General features: G+C 73.4%; 14 protein-coding genes, 1 tRNA gene and 1 pseudogene. 3 read left to right on the top strand and 13 right to left on the bottom strand.

The window, feature by feature from the left end; translation table 11 throughout:
- Both AC0666_RS06680 and AC0666_RS06675 read left to right on the top strand, forming a co-directional pair.
- A pseudogene (locus AC0666_RS06680) lies at nt 1-226 on the top strand (DEAD/DEAH box helicase); the annotation flags it as partial.
- Between the two features lie 186 nt (nt 227-412).
- A tRNA-Lys gene (locus AC0666_RS06675) sits at nt 413-485 on the top strand.
- A gap of 52 nt (nt 486-537) precedes the next feature.
- On the opposite strand, the gene AC0666_RS06670 is transcribed toward AC0666_RS06675, so the two are convergent.
- On the bottom strand, nt 538-678 hold the full coding sequence (locus AC0666_RS06670; protein ID WP_478707200.1) for a hypothetical protein: 141 nt from the start codon (nt 676-678) through the stop codon (nt 538-540).
- A 338-nt stretch (nt 679-1,016) separates the two neighbouring features.
- Between AC0666_RS06670 and AC0666_RS06665 the strand changes: the two genes are divergently transcribed.
- Complete coding sequence (locus tag AC0666_RS06665; RefSeq protein WP_478707199.1) at nt 1,017-2,000, top strand: helix-turn-helix transcriptional regulator; 984 nt, start codon at nt 1,017-1,019, stop codon at nt 1,998-2,000.
- A gap of 32 nt (nt 2,001-2,032) precedes the next feature.
- Here AC0666_RS06665 and AC0666_RS06660 read toward each other — a convergent pair whose 3' ends face one another.
- The 12 genes from AC0666_RS06660 to AC0666_RS06605 are packed head-to-tail and all read right to left on the bottom strand — an operon-like array spanning nt 2,033 to nt 15,695.
- On the bottom strand, nt 2,033-2,530 hold the full coding sequence (locus AC0666_RS06660; protein WP_468966411.1) for a rhodanese-like domain-containing protein: 498 nt from the start codon (nt 2,528-2,530) through the stop codon (nt 2,033-2,035).
- Nucleotides 2,463-3,530 carry a hypothetical protein gene (locus tag AC0666_RS06655; protein WP_478707198.1) on the bottom strand — a complete coding sequence of 356 codons (1,068 nt, stop codon included), beginning with the start codon at nt 3,528-3,530 and terminating at the stop codon, nt 2,463-2,465. The genes AC0666_RS06660 and AC0666_RS06655 overlap by 68 nt, the downstream gene beginning before the upstream one ends.
- Nucleotides 3,527-5,170, bottom strand: coding sequence for a class I tRNA ligase family protein (locus tag AC0666_RS06650; RefSeq protein WP_468966416.1), 1,644 nt, complete (start codon nt 5,168-5,170; stop codon nt 3,527-3,529). The genes AC0666_RS06655 and AC0666_RS06650 overlap by 4 nt, the downstream gene beginning before the upstream one ends.
- Nucleotides 5,167-5,814, bottom strand: coding sequence for a serine O-acetyltransferase EpsC (gene epsC / locus AC0666_RS06645; protein ID WP_468966419.1), 648 nt, complete (start codon nt 5,812-5,814; stop codon nt 5,167-5,169). Before epsC ends, AC0666_RS06650 begins: the two co-directional genes overlap by 4 nt.
- Complete coding sequence (locus AC0666_RS06640; RefSeq protein ID WP_468966422.1) at nt 5,801-7,009, bottom strand: NAD(P)/FAD-dependent oxidoreductase; 1,209 nt, start codon at nt 7,007-7,009, stop codon at nt 5,801-5,803. The genes epsC and AC0666_RS06640 overlap by 14 nt, the downstream gene beginning before the upstream one ends.
- Nucleotides 7,006-7,464: a cupin domain-containing protein gene (locus tag AC0666_RS06635; RefSeq protein ID WP_468583450.1), complete on the bottom strand. Its 459-nt coding sequence runs from the start codon at nt 7,462-7,464 to the stop codon at nt 7,006-7,008. The genes AC0666_RS06640 and AC0666_RS06635 overlap by 4 nt, the downstream gene beginning before the upstream one ends.
- Before the next feature lie 15 nt (nt 7,465-7,479).
- The gene (locus AC0666_RS06630) at nt 7,480-8,799 is read right to left on the bottom strand and encodes a SidA/IucD/PvdA family monooxygenase (protein WP_468966426.1); all 1,320 of its coding nucleotides are present in this window, start codon (nt 8,797-8,799) and stop codon (nt 7,480-7,482) included.
- Nucleotides 8,799-10,211 carry a diaminobutyrate--2-oxoglutarate transaminase family protein gene (locus AC0666_RS06625; RefSeq protein ID WP_478707197.1) on the bottom strand — a complete coding sequence of 471 codons (1,413 nt, stop codon included), beginning with the start codon at nt 10,209-10,211 and terminating at the stop codon, nt 8,799-8,801. Before AC0666_RS06625 ends, AC0666_RS06630 begins: the two co-directional genes overlap by 1 nt.
- A gap of 22 nt (nt 10,212-10,233) precedes the next feature.
- Nucleotides 10,234-11,586: a SidA/IucD/PvdA family monooxygenase gene (locus tag AC0666_RS06620; RefSeq protein ID WP_468966431.1), complete on the bottom strand. Its 1,353-nt coding sequence runs from the start codon at nt 11,584-11,586 to the stop codon at nt 10,234-10,236.
- A complete protein-coding gene (locus tag AC0666_RS06615; protein WP_468583455.1) occupies nt 11,583-13,103 on the bottom strand; it encodes an ABC transporter substrate-binding protein in 1,521 nt (506 codons plus the stop codon). The genes AC0666_RS06620 and AC0666_RS06615 overlap by 4 nt, the downstream gene beginning before the upstream one ends.
- A gap of 52 nt (nt 13,104-13,155) precedes the next feature.
- A complete protein-coding gene (locus AC0666_RS06610; protein ID WP_468966435.1) occupies nt 13,156-14,433 on the bottom strand; it encodes an ATP-grasp domain-containing protein in 1,278 nt (425 codons plus the stop codon).
- Nucleotides 14,430-15,695: an ATP-grasp domain-containing protein gene (locus tag AC0666_RS06605; RefSeq protein ID WP_468966438.1), complete on the bottom strand. Its 1,266-nt coding sequence runs from the start codon at nt 15,693-15,695 to the stop codon at nt 14,430-14,432. The genes AC0666_RS06610 and AC0666_RS06605 overlap by 4 nt, the downstream gene beginning before the upstream one ends.
- Nucleotides 15,696-15,933 lie beyond the last annotated feature (238 nt).

Below are 15,933 nucleotides of genomic sequence, written 5' to 3'. Positions count from 1 at the left end.
CCGTGACGACCGCGGCGGCGAGCGCGGCGGCTTCCGTCGCGATGACCGCCGTGACGACAACCGCGGTGGCGGTTTCCGCCGCGACGACCGCCCCTCCGGCGGCTTCCGCTCCGGTGGCGCGGGTGAGCGCCCGTACGGCCGCCGCGACGACAACCGCCCCTCCGGTTCCTCCGGCTCCTTCGGCGGTCGCCGCGACGACAAGCCCCGCTGGAAGCGCAACGGCTGATTGCCAGCCCTGAGCTGACGGCCCGCAAGGCCTGAAAGGGCCCGTCCGACACCTCGTGTCGGACGGGCCCTTTTGCGCTGTCCGGGTACCCTCCACCGGGCGATGTCAGCGGATGACCGGGCCGGTAGGTTGATACTCGATCGGCTGACCGGTGGTCTCCGGCTATGCTCTGGGGTGAGCACGTGAGGGCCATTAGCTCAATTGGCAGAGCAGCGGACTTTTAATCCGTTGGTTGTCGGTTCGAGTCCGACATGGCCTACGGCTTGGGGCGCCCCGCCTGGTTTCGGCCAGACGGGGCGCCCCGTTGTATGTCAGGACCAGCCCGGATCGAGGGGCGTTGCGATCGACCAGCCCGGGTCCTGGGGGGCTGCCGTGGCCGAGGGGGTGACGGCCAGGACGGCGAGCAGGGCGGCGGCGGTGAGGGCGATCAGGGTGGTGAGCGTGCGGCGCATGGTGGGATGCCTCTTGTCGAGCCGGGAGGGGGCGGTTGGCCGGATCCGTCGTCCCGGCGTGCCGCCATCGTGCCGAGCCGGGCAGCGCCCTGTCGCCCGTTTCCGCTGGCACAAAGCGCTTTGACACAACCGTGCCAGCCGGCCGGTCCGCCCCCGGGTGTGCGCGTGATCTGACGGAATGTGCGCCTCGGATGGCCGGTATGGACGGTCCTCGGTGCATCATCGGATCCAGGAGGGGCCGCGCGGACTCCGGGCTACCCGGTGCCCTCCTGCCGCCAGCGTTGTCGGTTCCGCCACAGCAGTGCCGGCGTTCCGAACCGCGAGCTGGGGGGCTCTCCTTGTTGGTTTCACTGGGGCTGACCGAGCGTTCCGATGCGCTCTACCGCCTGATACTCAAGCGGCCGGAGCTCGCCGTCGGCGAGGTCGCCGCCGAGCTCGCACGGTCCGAGGACGACGTACGCGCGGACCTGGAGGAGCTCACCCGCCTCTCGCTCCTCGCGCCGTCCTGGCGGGCCGACGGGCGGCTGCGGGTGGTGAACCCGAAGGCCGCCCTCGACTCGCTGCTCGCCCACCAGCAGGCGGAGATCGCCCAGCGGCACCGCGCGCTCGCCCAGAGCCAGGCCGCGGCGAGCGCGCTGCTGTCGCAGTACGCCGAGTTGCACCCGGCCCAGCCCGCGCACGAGGCCGAACGGTTCCTCGGTGTGGAGGCGGTCCGGGCCAAGCTGAGCGAGCTGTCCACCCGGACGCGGCAGGAGTCCATCAGCTTCCATCCCGGCGGCCCCGTGCCCGCCGCGCAGTTCAAGGCCAGCGAGCCGCTGACCGAGGACCTCATCGCGCGCGGCGTGAAGATCCGCACCGTCTACCAGGACGCCATCCGCAACGACCCGGCGAGCCTGGAGCACGCGCGCTGGCTGACCGAGCGCGGCGGCGAGGTGCGCACCGTTCCCTCCCTGCCGATGCGGATGGTCATCGCCGACCGGGAGTTCGCGCTACTGCCGATCGATCCGGCGGACAGCGCCCTGGGGGCGGTGCTGCTGCGCGAGCCGGGAGCCGTCGCGGCGTTCTGCGCGCTGTTCGAGTCGGTGTGGGAGACGGCCGCGCCCTTCGGCGAGCCGCCGCGGCGCAGCCTGGACGACCCCGGCTCGCAGCCGCGCGAGCTGCTGCGGCTGCTGGCCCAGGGCTACACGGACGAGGCCGCCGCCCGCCGGCTGGGGATCTCCCTGCGCAGCGAGCGGCGGCTCATCTCGGAGCTGATGGATAAGCTGGACGCGCAGAGCCGCTTCCAGCTCGGGCAGCGGGCCGTGGAGCAGGGACTGCTCTAGGCCGGCTCTAGGCCGGCTCCGCCACCTGCGCCTCAGCAGCCGCAGGTGGCGCCCGCCCGCGTCGGGGCGGTCAGCGGGTCCGGGGCGGACTGGCGGGTTCCGGCGGTGTCCTCGACCGGGAAGCCCTCCCGGGACCAGTACTCGAAGCCGCCCAGCATCTCCTTGACCCGGTAGCCGGCGGCGGCGAACTCGTAGGCGGCGCGCGTCGCGCCGTTGCAGCCGGGGCCCCAGCAGTAGGTGACCACCACGCTGCCCGGCGGCACCAGCGCGGCGGCGCGGTCCGCGATCTCGTCGGTGGGCAGGTGCAGCGCACCGGGGATGTGGCCCTGCTCCCAGGCTTCGGTGCTGCGGCTGTCGACGAGGACGAAGCCGCCCGCGCCGGATTCGACGTCCGCGTGCACATCGGAGACGTCGGCCTCGAAGGTGAAGCGGCGGTGGAAGTGCGCCGCGGCCGTGGCCGGGTCAGCGGCCGGGACGCGCAGCACCTTCGAGGAGGCGGCCGGAGCGGTCTGCGTGGTCTGTGCGGTCATGGGTGGGCTCCTGGGGGAGAGGGCGGCGCAGGGCCGCGAGGGCGATGAGGCAGTAGAGGGCCGCGGTGGCGGCCCCGGGGCCGATGAGCAGGGCGGCCAGGCCCAGGTGGGCGGCCTGGCCGAGGGTGAGGGCGGTGAGGGCGATCAGGGCGGCGGCCAGGACGCCGCCGCGCCGGGCGCGGCCGGTCAGTGCGGTCCAGCGGACCGCGGTGGCCTGCAGGTTGGTGCGGCAGTACGTCCAGCAGAGCGCGGCCGATCCGAGGCCGAGGGCCGCTGCGGCGGGCCCCGGCGCCGTCCCGGGCCCGGCCGGCGGCCGCAGGAGTACGGCGTACAGGGCGGCCGCCAGCGCGAGGCCCAGCAGGGTCCCGCCCAGGGCACGTCCCGTCGGGCGGCCGGGGCCCGGGGTGGACGGGAGGGCACCGGCCGCGCCGCGCCGCCGGCGAAGCGCCGGGACCGCCCCTTCGAGGCCGACCCAGCCGAACAGCAGGGGGATCACGACCCAGCCGCCGCCCCCGGAGTCGGGCACCGGCCCGCCGAGCGCCTGCCAGGCGACGGCCAGCGCCAGGACGGCGGCCAGCCGCAGCCGTCCGGCGGCCGGGGACAGCCCACGCGGGGACAGCCAGGCCGCCCCGGCGGCGGTGATGACGATCCCGGCGGCCAGGGCGCAGGAGCGCCAGCCGGAGTCCCCGGACCCGAGGGCGTACTCCGCGGCTCCGAGCGCCACGGCCGCCTGGCCGGTGGCGAAGCCGCCGAAGTAGAGCGCGGTGACGACCCGGGCCGGTCCCGGGCCGAGCCGGTCCCGTACGAAGGCCACCGGCCCGCGGGCCCGTGTACCGCCCGCGGCGGCGACGAGCAGGCACCAGCCGGCCAGGACGCCCGCCAGCGCGGCGCCCGCCACCGGGCTCGGGGCCAGGGCGGCCGGGAGCAGCAGGGCTCCCGCCCCGAGCACCGCGCCGAGGGTCCTGGTCGCGGCGCCGGACCAGGTGTCCTCAGCGGTCACGACAACTCGTGGAAGTACAGCGGGGTCGAGCCGGGCAGCGTGGTGCCCTCCGCCAGCAGCGTCCCCTCCACGGCGGCCCAGGCGGGCATCCGCGTGGCCAGGTCCACCGGAAGGCCGAGGTGCCCGGCGAGGAAGGCGGACCAGCCCGGCATCAGCGGGGCCGCCGTCACCGCGACCGCGGCCAGCAGCTCCGCGTGCGCGGCCAGCCGCCCGGCGTACTCCGCGCGCGGGCCGGCGGCCCGCAGCAGCGACAGCTCGCGCAGGTCGGCCTCGGCCCGCTCGATCACCGACGCGAGGACGTCGGCGGCGCGCTGCGGGGAGAAGGCCTCGGCGCCGAGGGCGGCGGCGATCTGCCCGGGCAGCGCGGCCCGTTCGGCGGCCAGCGGGCCGTCCGCGGGCCCGGCGGCCGGGACGACGGAGTCGAAGTCCTGGGCGAGCAGGTCCAGTACGGTGTCGGTCCACCGCTCCAGGCCGCCGGCGAGCACGGTGGAGAGGGTGTCGGCGAACTCCTTCATGGAGAAGTTGTTCTGCGCCCGCTCCGGGCCGGTGAGGCACAGGTGGAAGCGCAGGGCGTCCGCGTTGACCCGGCGCAGGAACTCGCCGCCCCAGATGGCGTGTCCGCGGCTGGTGGAGAACTTGTCGCCCTCCAGCCGGTAGAACTCGTTGATGACCACCTGCGCGGGCAGGGTCAGCTCGCCCTGGGCGAGCAGCAGGGCCGGCCACAGCACGGCGTGCGAGAACGAGCAGTCGAAGCCGATGAAGTTGACGATCCGGGTCTCGGGATCGGTCCACAGCTTCTCCCACGCCGAGCGGTCGCCGCCTGCCTCGGCGAGGCGCGCGGTGGCCGCGGCGTAGCCCCAGATGCCGCTGAACCAGGTGTCGAGGATGTGCCCCTCCCACCCGGGCAGCGGGACCGGGATGCCGTAGTCCGCCTCGCGGCTGATGGCCGTGTCGGGCAGGTCCCGCTCGAACAGGCCGTCCAGGTAGGAGATCAGCCGCGGCCGCCACTCCGCCGCGGCCTGGGCGTCGGCGTAGTACGCCTGGAGGCGCTCGCGCCAGCGCTCCAGCGGGAAGACGATACGGCGCATGGTCTGCGTCTCGGGCGCGTTCCAGCAGGCGGTGCACTTCGGGGCGGCGAGCCCGGCCGGGTCCTGCGGCAGACCGCAGGCCTCGCAGTACACCCCGTCGGAGGGCTCGGCGCAGAACTGGCACTCGCCGCGCACCTCGGCCTCGTACAGGTACCGGTCGCAGGGCGCGCAGTGGAAGACGGGCAGCTCCTGGACCTCCAGGGCGCCGGACTCCCACAGTTCGAGGAAGAAGCGCTGTACGAACTCCGTGTGCGTGGTGTCGGTCAGCGGGCGGGTGAACCAGTCGTGGTGCATGGCGCCCAGGGAGAGGGTCTCCTCCATGCGGTCGCCGAACAGCTTCGCGGTCGGGTACGCGGTGGAGCCGATCTCGGCGGCCCGGCGCGGTACGTAGCAGGAGTGCTCGTCGGAGTAGCCGACGTAGTGCACGTCGTGGCCCCGCTGGCGCAGGTGGCGGCTCAGCACGTCGGCGCCGAGGAAGGGGCCGGAGAGGTGGCCCAGGTGCAGGTCGCCGTTGGGGTTCGGCGGGGCGCTGGTGACGACGTAGGAGGTCATGAGGCGTGGGTTCCTTCGGGGAGGATCAGGGAGGAGGAGTCGAGGGCCGCCGTGTCGAGCGGCGGCAGGGCGGCGGAGGCGGCGGCGACGACCCGGCTGCGCGGCGGCAGGTCGTCGAGGACGACCGAGTGCGCGCCGATGCGGGAGTCGGCGCCGATGGTGACCGGGCCGAGCACGCTCGCTCCGGTGCCGATGACCACGCGGTCGCCGACCACGGGGTGGCGGCGGGAGCCGGAGGGGCGGCGCAGGTCCTTCCACCAGCCGACCGAGCCGAGCGTGACCTGGTGGTACAGCATCACGTCGTCGCCGATCCGGACGGTCTCGCCGATGACGACGGCCGTGCCGTGGTCGATGAAGAAGCGGCGGCCGATCCGCGCGCCGGGGTGGATCTCGATCCCGGAGACGGCGCGGGCCAGCAGGGACAGGGCGCGGGCGGAGACCCGGTGGCCGCGGCCCCACAGCCAGTGCGCGATCCGGTAGGTCCACAGGGCGTGGATGTGCGGGTAGAGCAGCACCTCGGCGCGCGAGCGGGCGGCCGGGTCCTTGTCGAGGACCGTTCGGACGTCCTCGCGCAGGACCTCCCGGAGGGGGCGCCTGGCCTCGGCCGGCGTGCCCTGGTCCGGGTCCGTCTCACATGTGGTCATAGGGGGCCTCCGGGCGGATCGGGCGGCCCGCGAGGAACCGCTGAGGGCGGTAGGGCTCCAGCAGCTCCTGAACGGCCTTGCCGGGGACGGCTCCGCCCTCGACGATCTCCTTCGCGGCGAGTTCGGCGACGGCGGGAGCCAGCTTGAAGCCGCCTCCGCTGAAGCCCAGCGCGAGGTAGAGCCCGTCGGGGCCGGCCGCGCCGACGACCGGGCGCTTGTCGGGGGTGTAGCCGTCGAGGCCGGAACGGGTGCCGGCGAGCGGGGCGGTGGCCGCGGCCGGGACCCGGTGGGCGATGGCGGCGATCGCGGACTCCAGCTCGGCTTCGGTCAGGGGCTCCACGTCGCGGCCGAGTTCGGTGTCGGGCTTGCTGGGGACGCCGAAGTAGAAGCGGTCCAGGCCGTCGGGCCGGAAGTAACTGCCGGTGGTGTCGTCGATGCAGGTCGGTACGGAGGCCGCCGACCCGCGCCGTCCGGCACCCGGCAGTTCGGCCTGGGCGAGGCCGATCCGGCGGGCGGTGACGGGGATGTGGATGCCGAGGTACTCGGCGGGCGCGGAGCCCCAGGCTCCGCCGGCCAGGACCACCAGCGGGGCGTCGATCCGGCCGATGGAGGTCAGGACACCGGTGACGGCGCCCCCCTTCTCCAGCACCTTCACCGCGCGGATGCCCTCGGAGGGGGAGACCCCGAGCCGGTAGGCGGCGGTCAGCAGCGCGGCGGAGGCGGCCATCGGGTCGGCGTAGCCGCCCTCGGGCTCGTACGCGGCGAGGCCCACGCCGTCGACCCGCAGGCCGGGGTAGATCTCCTTCAGCTCGGCCGGGTCGATGACCTCGACGCGGCGGTACCCGGCGGCCTCCCCCGCGGCGGCCGCGTTGTAGCGCAGGTCGTCGGCGTGCTCCTCGCCGACGATCATGACGAATCCGGTGCGGCGGTAGCCGCAGCAGCCGCCGATGATGTCGGACCACTGCTCGAAGACGGGCAGGCTGCGGGCGGCGAGCCGGGTGTCGGCGACGGCCGTGTGGTGCAGCCGCAGCAGTCCGCCGGAGCGGGAGGTGGCGCCCTGGGCGTTGACCCGGCCCTGGTCGCACAGGACGATCCGGCCGACGCCGGCGAGGGCGAGCTGGTGCGCGATGGCCGCGCCGATCACCCCGCCGCCGACGACGATGGCGTCGGCGTGCGCGTGGACGATGGGACTCATGCGTCCACCTGCCGGTCTCCGGCGGGGTGTGCCCGGTCTGCGGCGGCCTCGGAGGGCGCGCCCGGGTCCTCGATGCCGAACTCGGCGGCCCACTTGGCCCGGTCGCGGGCGACGGCGTCCGCGCCGCCCCACCAGATGGTGACGAAGCGCAGCCGGACATCGCCGTCGTTGGTCAGGTCGTGGTCCTGGAAGGGGGGGATGAAGACGGTCTCCCCGGCGCGCACCCGGCGGGTCTCCGCGCCGATGCGCATCACCCCGCTGCCCTCGACGATGAAGAACATCTCGTTCTCGTCGTGGTCGTGGGGGGTGGAGGTGGCGCCGGGCGCGACATCGACCCAGGCGCCGCCCCAGTTGGGCTCCTCGACGGCCTCGGGCCAGGGGAAGATGCGCCGGCCGCTGACGTTGTACGGCTCCTCGAAGACCATGTCGTCCTCGTGGGCGGTGAAGATGTGCATTGCGTACGGGTCCAATCAGGCGGCGACGGGCCGGCGCAGCCGGGCGCGCAGGTCGCGGTGGATGGTGTCGGCCTTGGCGGCCATCTGGCTGAAGGAGGTGGCGCTGCCGATGCCGTGCCGCCACTCGGTGAGCCCGTCGAGGTAGATCCCGACCTCGCAGTCCTCGCTGGTCTCGGCGCGGTAGGCGCGGGTGACCTCGGGGCGGCCCTGGCCGTCCAGGCGCAGGTACGGGACGAAGGCGGCGAGCTGGCGGGGCAGGGCGGCCTCGCGATAGCCGGTGCAGACGATCACGGCGTCGGCCTCGATCAGACCGGGCTCCCCGGTGAACGCCTCCGCGGTGCGCAGCAGCACCCGCCCGTCCGGGGCGTGGTCGACGTCCGTGACCTCGGTGCGCTTGTGCATGTGCAGGCGCTGCCGGCCGGTGAACCGGTCCTGGTAGACCGCCTGGTAGAGGGCGGTGGAGACGTCGGGGTCCACGGCCGCGTAGTTGGTGGCCCGGGCCTGGTCCAGGGCGCGTTCGCGCTGCTCGCCCTCCAGGGCGTAGAAGTAGTCCGTCTCGTCGGGGAAGTACACCTCGTTGCTGAAGTGGCCGAGCTCGTACATCCGGAAGCCCGCGTGCCGCACCACCGAGTGGATCTCGGCGTCGGGGTGCTGCGCGGCCAGGTGGAGGACGATCTCGCCCGCGGTCTGCCCGGCGCCGATCACCGCGATGCTGCGCAGCGGCCGGTCGCCGAGGGCGGCCAGGCTCGGCAGCAGCTGCGAGGCGTGGAAGACCCGCTCGCCCAGGTGCGGGCGGAACAGTTCGGGTACGTACGCCTCGTGGCCCGTGGCGAGCGCGACGGAGCGGCCCTCCACGGTGTGCAGCGAGCCGTCGCGGGTGTCGCGGCTGAGCACGCGGGCGGTGCGGACGCGGCCGTCGGTGTCGGTGACGGGCTCGACGCTCAGCACCTCGCGGTGGTAGTCGACGGTCCCGCGGACCTGGCCTGCCGCCCACTGCACGTAGTCCGACCACTCCAGGCGGCTGACGTACCCGCCCATCAGCGTGAACGGGTAGAACCGGCCGCTCTGCTGGAGGTAGTGGGGGAAGGTGAAGCGGGAGCGTGCGTCGCGCGGGGTGGCGAAGTCGCGCAGGAAGTGGTGCTGGATGTCGGTGCCGGGCAGCACCAGGTTGGGCTGCCACGCGGAGTCGGCGGCCTTCTCCAGGTAGCGGGCGGCCAGCGGGGCGGAGCCGGTGGCGTCGTCGTGGTCCTCGACGGCGGCGGCCAGGGCGATCCCGGACGGTCCGAAGCCGGCGACCACCAGGTCCTGGACGACCGGGTCATGGGTGGTGGTCATCACGCCTGCACCGCCGTCGCCAGACCGAGCGCGCCCAGGGCGGCGATCAGGGACTCCCGGATGATCCGGCCGGCGTGGTCGATCTCGGTGGCCGTGCAGTTCAGCGGGGGCAGCATGCGTACGACGCAGTCGTCGCGGCCGCCCAGCTCGATGATCAGGCCGCGGCTGACGGCCTCCCACTGCACCCGCTTGGCGAGCGCTTCGGCGGGCAGCCCGGTCTCCGGGTCGGTCAGCTCGACGCCGGTCATCAGGCCGAGCCCGCGGACGTCGGCCACGTACGGGCTGACCTCCCGCAGCCCCTGGAGGTGGACCATCAGCTGGTCGGCGCGGGCCCGGACGTTCTCCAGGACGCGCTCGCGCTTGACCACCTTCATGGTGGCCACACCGGCGGCGAAGGCCGGCTGGTTGCCGCGGAAGGTGCCGGAGTGCGCGCCGGGCTTCCACACGTCCAGCTTCTCGTCGTACAGGATCACCGAGGCGGGCAGGCCCATGCCGGACAGCGCCTTGGAGGCGCAGACCACGTCGGGCTCGATGCCGTACTGCTCGAAGGCGAACCAGGTGCCGGTGCGGCCGCAGCCGCTCTGCACCTCGTCCACGATGAGCGGGATCCCGAGCCGCTTGGTGACCTCGCGGATCCGCTGGACGAACTCGACCTCGGCCGGGATGACCCCGCCCTCGCCCTGCACCAGCTCCATGATCACGGCCGCGGGAAGGGTGATGCCGCCGTTGACGTCGGTCAGCGCGTTCTCCAGGAACGCGGCGCAGTTGACCTGGCAGGTGTCGCGCGTCAGGGAGAGCGGGCAGTTGTGGCAGTTGGAGTACGGGAAGAAGTGGACGCCCGGCATCCGGCCGCGGACCGGCTCCTTCTGCTCGACCAGGCCGGTGACGCTGAGCGCCGCCAGGGTCGCCCCGTGGAAGCCGCCCTGGAAGGTGATGACCTCCTCGCGGCCGGTGGCGGTCTTGCACAGCTTGAGGGCGGCGTCGACGGCGTTGGCGCCGGTCGGCCCGCAGAAGTGGATCCGGGTCCGCTCGCGCATCGGCTCCGGCAGCATCCCGATGGTCAGGTCGGTGAACTCGTCCTTGACCGGGGTGGGGAAGTCCAGCCCGTGCACGAACTCGTCGAGCTGGGCGTGCGCGGCGGCCAGCGGCTCGGGGTGGTTGTGGCCCAGCGACAGGACGCCGGCGCCGCTGAGGAAGTCGAGGAAGACGTTCCCGTCGAGGTCCTCCACGTACGAGCCCCTGCCGCGGCGGATCGCCATCGGCAGTTTGCGCGGGTAGGAGCGGGAGTTGGACTCGCGGCCCGCCTGGCGCTCCAGCAGCTCGGCGCTGAGCGGTCCGGGCAGCGGGCCCTTGATCACGGGCGCGTCGTACACGGGCCGGGCGGAGACCGGGGTGTCGATCGTGGCAGTCATGGGAAGCGGGACCTTTCTCCGGTCAGGCGGCGGCGAGGACGGCGCTGCGCTCGGTGGCGGCGGCGGCCAGGCGGGCGGTGAGCGCGTCGGTGAGGGTGGCGGCCCGCAGCGACAGGAGGCTGAAGGAGCCCGCGTCGCCGATGCCGTGGCTGGACTCGCACAGGCCGTTGAGGAACAGCGGCGGGGTGCCGTCGGCGACCGGTTCCAGCGCGTAGTCGGCGGAGACCTGCAGGCGGCCGTCGGGCTCGGTGGCGAACAGCTTCGCCAGCGGGGCCATCAGCGGCGGGCACAGCTCCTCGTGCGGGCCGGGGCCCATGTTGCGGAAGCCCGTGGCCAGGACCGCGAAGTCCACGGTCTGGCTGATCCGCTCGCCGGTGGTGCGCTCCAGGAAGTCCAGCGCGATCCGGTCGCCGGTCTCCGGGGCCACCCCGACGGCCTCGTGGTTGCCGCGGACGAACACCTTCTGCTCGCCGTCGAGTTCCTGCTCGTAGATGGTCATGTAGAGCTCGCGCAGCACGTCCCCGTCGGCGGAGGAGTAGTTCGTGCCGTGCATGTACGCGTCGAGGGCCTTCTTGCCCTCCCGCGAGGCCTGGAAGTAGTAGTCGGTGAACTCGGGGAAGTAGCCCTCCTCGCTGAACGGGCTGGTGTCCTTCAGCCGCAGCGAGTGCGAGCGGGTGTAGGTGGTGACCTTGGTGCGCGGGAAGCGCCGGTGCAGGTCGAGGGCGAGCTCGACGGCGCTCTGGCTGCCGCCGATGACGGCCACCGACTCCGGCTCGCGGCCCGGCCCGGTCAGCTCCGCCAGCTTCGGCAGGTACTGGGTCAGGTGGAAGATCCGCGGGGTGCGCAGCGTGTCGTACGGGGCGGGGACGTACGGGGTGCGGCCCGGGCCCATCACCAGCGTGCGGCCGAGGTAGCGGCTGCCGGACGCGGTGGTGACCTCGTAGACCCGCTCGCCGGACTCCTCGACGACCTCCACCCGGGCGGCCCGCTGGTTGCAGTCCACCAGGTGCGTGAAGAAGCCCGCGGCCCAGCGGATGTAGCCCGCGTACTCCTTGCGGAGCGGGAACTCCGAGGGCAGGTTGAGGTGGCGCAGCAGCCGGCCCTGCTCGTGCAGGTAGTTCAGGAAGGTGTAGCGGCTGCGCGGGTTGCGCAGGGTCACCAGGTCGCGGCTCGGGTGGTTCTGGATGTCGGAGCCGTCCAGCAGCATCCCGGGCTGCCATTCGGGGCTCGGCCGGGCCTCCAGGAAGCGGGCCGTGAGCGGCGACTCGCGCTCCTCCAGGGCGATGGCCAGGGCCAGGTTCGCCGGGCCGAAGCCGATGCCGAGGATGTCGTGGACGGGAGTCGCCGTCGGGACAGTGGTCGCGGTCGCACTCATCGGGTGGTCTTCCTTGCCTTGACAGTGGTGAGGGTGGGGTTTCCGTCGAAGTCGATGCGCAGGCCCGTGATCCGGTCGGCGGCGTGCACCCGCTGGTCGGTGCGGTACCAGAGGGGGATCAGCGCCAGGTCGGCCATGGCGGTGCGGTCGGCGCGGCGCCAGGCGTCGGCGCGCTCCGCCGGGTCCGTGGAAGCCCGGGCGCGGGCCACCAGGGCGTCGAAGTCCGGATTCACGTAGCGGCCTTCGTTGTCGCCGTGGGCGGTGCCCTCGGCGTCGGGGGCCGTGCACGAGGAGTGCAGCAGCGGGAAGAGCATGTTGTCGGGGGTCGGGTAGTCGCAGGCCCAGCCGGCCCGGCAGAAGCCCGCCGCCGCGATCGAGGTGCGGTGGTCGACCAGCCCGCGGGCGTCGGTGCGCAGCAGCTCCACCTGCCAGCCGAGGACCTCCTCCAGGCCGCGGGCCAGGGCCCGGACCCAGTCGTCGTGGCCGGCGCCGGTGTTGTACGCGAACTCGACGCGGCTGCCAGGTCCCAGCCCGGCCCGCAGGGCCGCGGCCCGCGCCCGCTCGGGGTCGTACGCCGTCCAGTCGGTGTCCGGGTCGGCGGCGAGCTCGGCGCGCGGGGTGTGGGCCTTGCCGAACCAGGGCGAGAGCAGGGAGTGGGCCGCGCTGCGCCGCCCCTGGAAGTACGTGTCGATCAGCGCCTGCCGGTCGATGGCCGACGACAGGGCCCGGCGGGCGTCCAGCGAGTCCATCGGCGCCTGGTGGCAGAAGGGGATCAGGTAGAAGAGCCCTGCGCCCTCCTGCTCCAGGAAGCCGTCGTGGGCGGCGGCCTCGGCCGTGCGGGCCGGGGGGATCCGGGCGTAGTCGTAGGTCCCGGCCAGGAAGCGCTCGTACTCGTCGTCCAGGCCGGTCACCGGGTCGAGGATGTCGATGTGCACCGCGCCGGCCTCGGGCGCGGGCCCCGCCCACAGGTCGTTGCGCTCCAGCCGGATCCCGACGCCGTGCTCCCAGGGGCCGGCCATCTTGAACGGGCCGTTCCCGATCGGCCGGTCGTTGTACGCGGGGTTCAGCGCCGGGCCCGCGCACGCCGGGACCGGGCTGAAGATCGGCTGGAGGGTCTTCAGGTCGAACTGCACGTCCGGCTCGGACAGTTCGACCACCAGCGTGGTGTCGTCGACCGCGGTGAAGGAGCGCACGCCCGCCAGGTGGTACGCCGTCTCCGTGTTGGCCTCGGGGTCCAGGGCCCGCGCCCAGCCGCGTACGAAGCTGTGCGCGGTGACCGGCTCGCCGTTGCTGAACACCGTGTCGGCGCGCAGCGTGAACGTCCAGGTGGTGGCGGTCGGATCGCTCTCCCAGGACCGGGCGGTGGCCGGGATCAGGCCGCCGTCCTCGTCGAGGGCGAGCAGTCCGGTGAACAGGGCCTTGCAGACGAGGATGCCCTCGCCTTCCTGGGCCTTGTACGGGTCGATGGCGGTGGGCTCCGTGATTCCCATCCGGAACACGGGGTCGTTGGCGTGCACGTGATGCTCTTTCCGCGTCGGTGAAGGAGGGCAGGGGGTGCAGGGGACCGGGTCAGGCCGGTACGACGACCACGTCGAGCCGTTCGTCGAGGTCCGCGGCGATCCGCTCCACCCGGTCGATGTCGGCGGCCCCGCGGTAGGGGGCGGCCACCGCCAGCGAGCCGGCGATCTCGTACCAGCCCTCGGGTGCGCGCCGCAGCCGGTCGCCGGGCTTCGAGGCGGGGATGTACGAGCGGAAGTACGGGGAGTGGGTCGCGTCGCCCGGGTTGTTGCGGACCAGCGTCCCCGTCCGGTACGCGAACTTGATGCAGGTCGCGGCGCGCGGCACCGCGGCCCGCGGCACCTCGCCGTCCAGCAGGGTGGCCAGTGCGTCGGCGTCCTCCCCGGCCAGCACCGCCTTGGCGTACAGCCGGACCGCGTCGATGCCGTGCACCTCCCGCAGGTTGCGGTAGTTCTGGCCGCCGCTCATCCGGGTGGCGAACTCCACGACCCGGTAGCGGCCCTGCGCGTCCTGCCGGAACTCGGCGTTGAAGAGGCAGTGCCGGACCCCGAGGCCGGCGACGATGCCCTCGGCGACCGCCACCAGCTCCGGCTCCTCCTGCGGGGTGCGGAAGGGGAGCGTGTAGAAGTCCTCCTCGAAGTACGGGCCGGGCATCTGCATCTTGTTGGTGACCCCGACCAGGTGGAAGCGGCCGTCCAGGACCACCCCGTCGAGCGTCACCTCCTTGCCCGGCAGGAACTCCTCCAGCAGCGCGATCTCGGGGCCGTCGCTGGGGAAGTAGCCGCCCCACTCCTCGGCGAGGCGGGCCACGTCGGTCAGCGCCCGCTCCAGCTCGTCGCGGTCGGAGACCAGGCTCACGCCGATGCTGGCGGCGAGCGCGCTCGGCTTGACGATGAACGGGTACGTGAAGGCCTCGGCGGCGGCCAGCCCGGCCTCGACGCCGGCCACGCCGGCGAACTGCGGGGCCGGCAGCCCGTGCTCCACCAGGAAGGACCGCTGCAGCTGCTTGTCGCGGGAGATCACGTCGGCCTCGGGGCGCGGCCAGGTGTGGCCGAGCAGCAGGTTGACCTTGGAGGTGACCGCGATGTCGCTGTCGTAGAAGGTGATCGCCGAGGTGATCCCGAGCCGGCGGGCCGCGGCCGCGCAGAACTCGGCGAGGCCGTCGCCCTCCAGCTCCTCCGGGATCGGGACCACGTTGGCGAACCGGCCGTCGTCGGCGGCCTGGGCGACCCGGGTGGCGAGGTGGATCTCCAGGCCCATCCGCTCCAGGGTCTCGATGTGTTCGCGGTGCCACGCGTACGTGTTCCGCATGATCAGCAGGATCTTCATGACGCGGTCTTTCCGTTGCTGGGGTTGGTGGTGACGACGGTGACCTTCTCGGTGAGCCGCTCGGCCGCGGCGACGGCGGCCTCGGTGTCCGCCCCGGTGACCAGCACCTGGCCCACCCGGTCCCAGTTGCCGCGCAGCTCCCCGACGGTGTCGCCCGGCTTGACGGTGGTCTCCACGTCGATGACCGAGTCGAGGGCCCTGGCCTCCTCGGCGCCCTGGATCTCGACGACCGTGCCCGGCTCGGCGGACAGGAAGCGGGTGGCCGCCGCGTGGCGGGGGACGGGGCGTTCGGTCAGCGCCGGGATCAGCCCGAACTGCCAGGCCACGATCCACTCTTCGAGGTCGATGCCGTAGGCGGAGTTCAGCAGGTCGAAGATCCGGTCGCCGCCCATCCGGTTGTGGCTCTCGATGATCTGCGGACCGGACGGGGACAGCCGCAGCTCGGTGTGCGCGGCCCCGTCGGTGAGGCCCATCGCGTCGAGGAAGCGGGCGACGGCCTCCTCGATGCGGCGCTCGTCCGCCGGGTCGAGCCGCGCCGGAAGCGCGTGCCCGAGCTCGATGAACCCGCCACCGGTGAGCTTCTCGGTCACCGCGAGGACGATGTGCCGGCCCGCGAAGGAGAAGGTCTCGACGCTGTACTCCGGGCCGGAGATGTACTGCTCGGCGATGAACCGGCCGATGGTGAAGAACGAGCCCCACTGCAGGTCGGTGCGGGCCCGCAGCGCCTCGACCCCGGCCCAGGCCTCGGCGGCCTGCTCCGGCCCGTCGATCCGTACGACGCCCAGGCTGGCGGTCGCGTCGGTGGGCTTGAGGACGAACGGGTAGCCGTGCTCGGCGCCGAAGGCGGCCAGCGCCTGTGCACTGTCGACCTCCGCGGCGGCCACCGACAGGGCCCGCACCTCGGGGGAGTCGGAGGCGGCCAGGTGGCGGCGCATCGCGTGCTTGTCGCGCAGCAGTTCGGCGACCTGCTCGGAGGTGTTGCCCAGCCCCAGGTGGTCGCTGATCCGCCCGGCCGGCACCAGCCCCGGCTCGGTGATCGAGGCGACCCGGGTGAAGCCGTACGCCTGGTGGGCGGCCTCGACCAGCGGACGGGTGACGTCCCAGTCGGTGTAGTCCGCGATCAGGACGGCCTCGGCGAGCCGGGCGGCCTCGGGCACGAACTGGTCCTTGTGCTGGATCAGCACGAACCGGATGCCGAGGGCCGCGGCCTTGCGCAGCGTCTGAATCCGTCCGCCGACGACGAGAAGCTTGTGTTCGGTCATGGCCAGAACTTTGCAGCAGGAATCCGGCCCGGGAAATGGTTTCGGGGTGGCACAAGAATGCCCGGCATGAATGACGCAGGACGTGGCCGTGGTGCACGCCGCAGTCTGGCCGTGCACGGCAGCGGAGGGCGGCGGAGCGAGCGGGAACGGGCGCGCGGGCAGGAATGTGCCAGCCAGCTTTGTGCCAGCCCTCAGCCCTGGCCAGGGCCTTGACCGGCAGGTTTGATGGAGGTCACCA

Source organism: Streptomyces sp. NPDC043680, from assembly GCF_056436685.1.
Note: the sequence above shows the minus strand (reverse complement) of the source record. Positions and strands in the feature narration are given on the sequence as shown.

Bases quoted from the DNA above. Each gene is read 5' to 3' on its own strand.
- AC0666_RS06610 (WP_468966435.1), bottom strand. From the start codon at position 14,433: ATGAAGATCCTGCTGATCATGCGGAACACGTACGCGTGGCACCGCGAA.
- AC0666_RS06620 (WP_468966431.1), bottom strand. From the start codon at position 11,586: ATGAGTGCGACCGCGACCACTGTCCCGACGGCGACTCCCGTCCACGAC.
- AC0666_RS06640 (WP_468966422.1), bottom strand. From the start codon at position 7,009: ATGAGTCCCATCGTCCACGCGCACGCCGACGCCATCGTCGTCGGCGGC.
- epsC (WP_468966419.1), bottom strand. From the start codon at position 5,814: ATGACCACATGTGAGACGGACCCGGACCAGGGCACGCCGGCCGAGGCC.
- AC0666_RS06625 (WP_478707197.1), bottom strand. From the start codon at position 10,211: ATGACTGCCACGATCGACACCCCGGTCTCCGCCCGGCCCGTGTACGAC.
- AC0666_RS06650 (WP_468966416.1), bottom strand. From the start codon at position 5,170: ATGACCTCCTACGTCGTCACCAGCGCCCCGCCGAACCCCAACGGCGAC.
- AC0666_RS06670 (WP_478707200.1), bottom strand. From the start codon at position 678: ATGCGCCGCACGCTCACCACCCTGATCGCCCTCACCGCCGCCGCCCTG.
- AC0666_RS06660 (WP_468966411.1), bottom strand. From the start codon at position 2,530: ATGACCGCACAGACCACGCAGACCGCTCCGGCCGCCTCCTCGAAGGTG.
- AC0666_RS06630 (WP_468966426.1), bottom strand. From the start codon at position 8,799: ATGACCACCACCCATGACCCGGTCGTCCAGGACCTGGTGGTCGCCGGC.
- AC0666_RS06635 (WP_468583450.1), bottom strand. From the start codon at position 7,464: ATGCACATCTTCACCGCCCACGAGGACGACATGGTCTTCGAGGAGCCG.
- AC0666_RS06605 (WP_468966438.1), bottom strand. From the start codon at position 15,695: ATGACCGAACACAAGCTTCTCGTCGTCGGCGGACGGATTCAGACGCTG.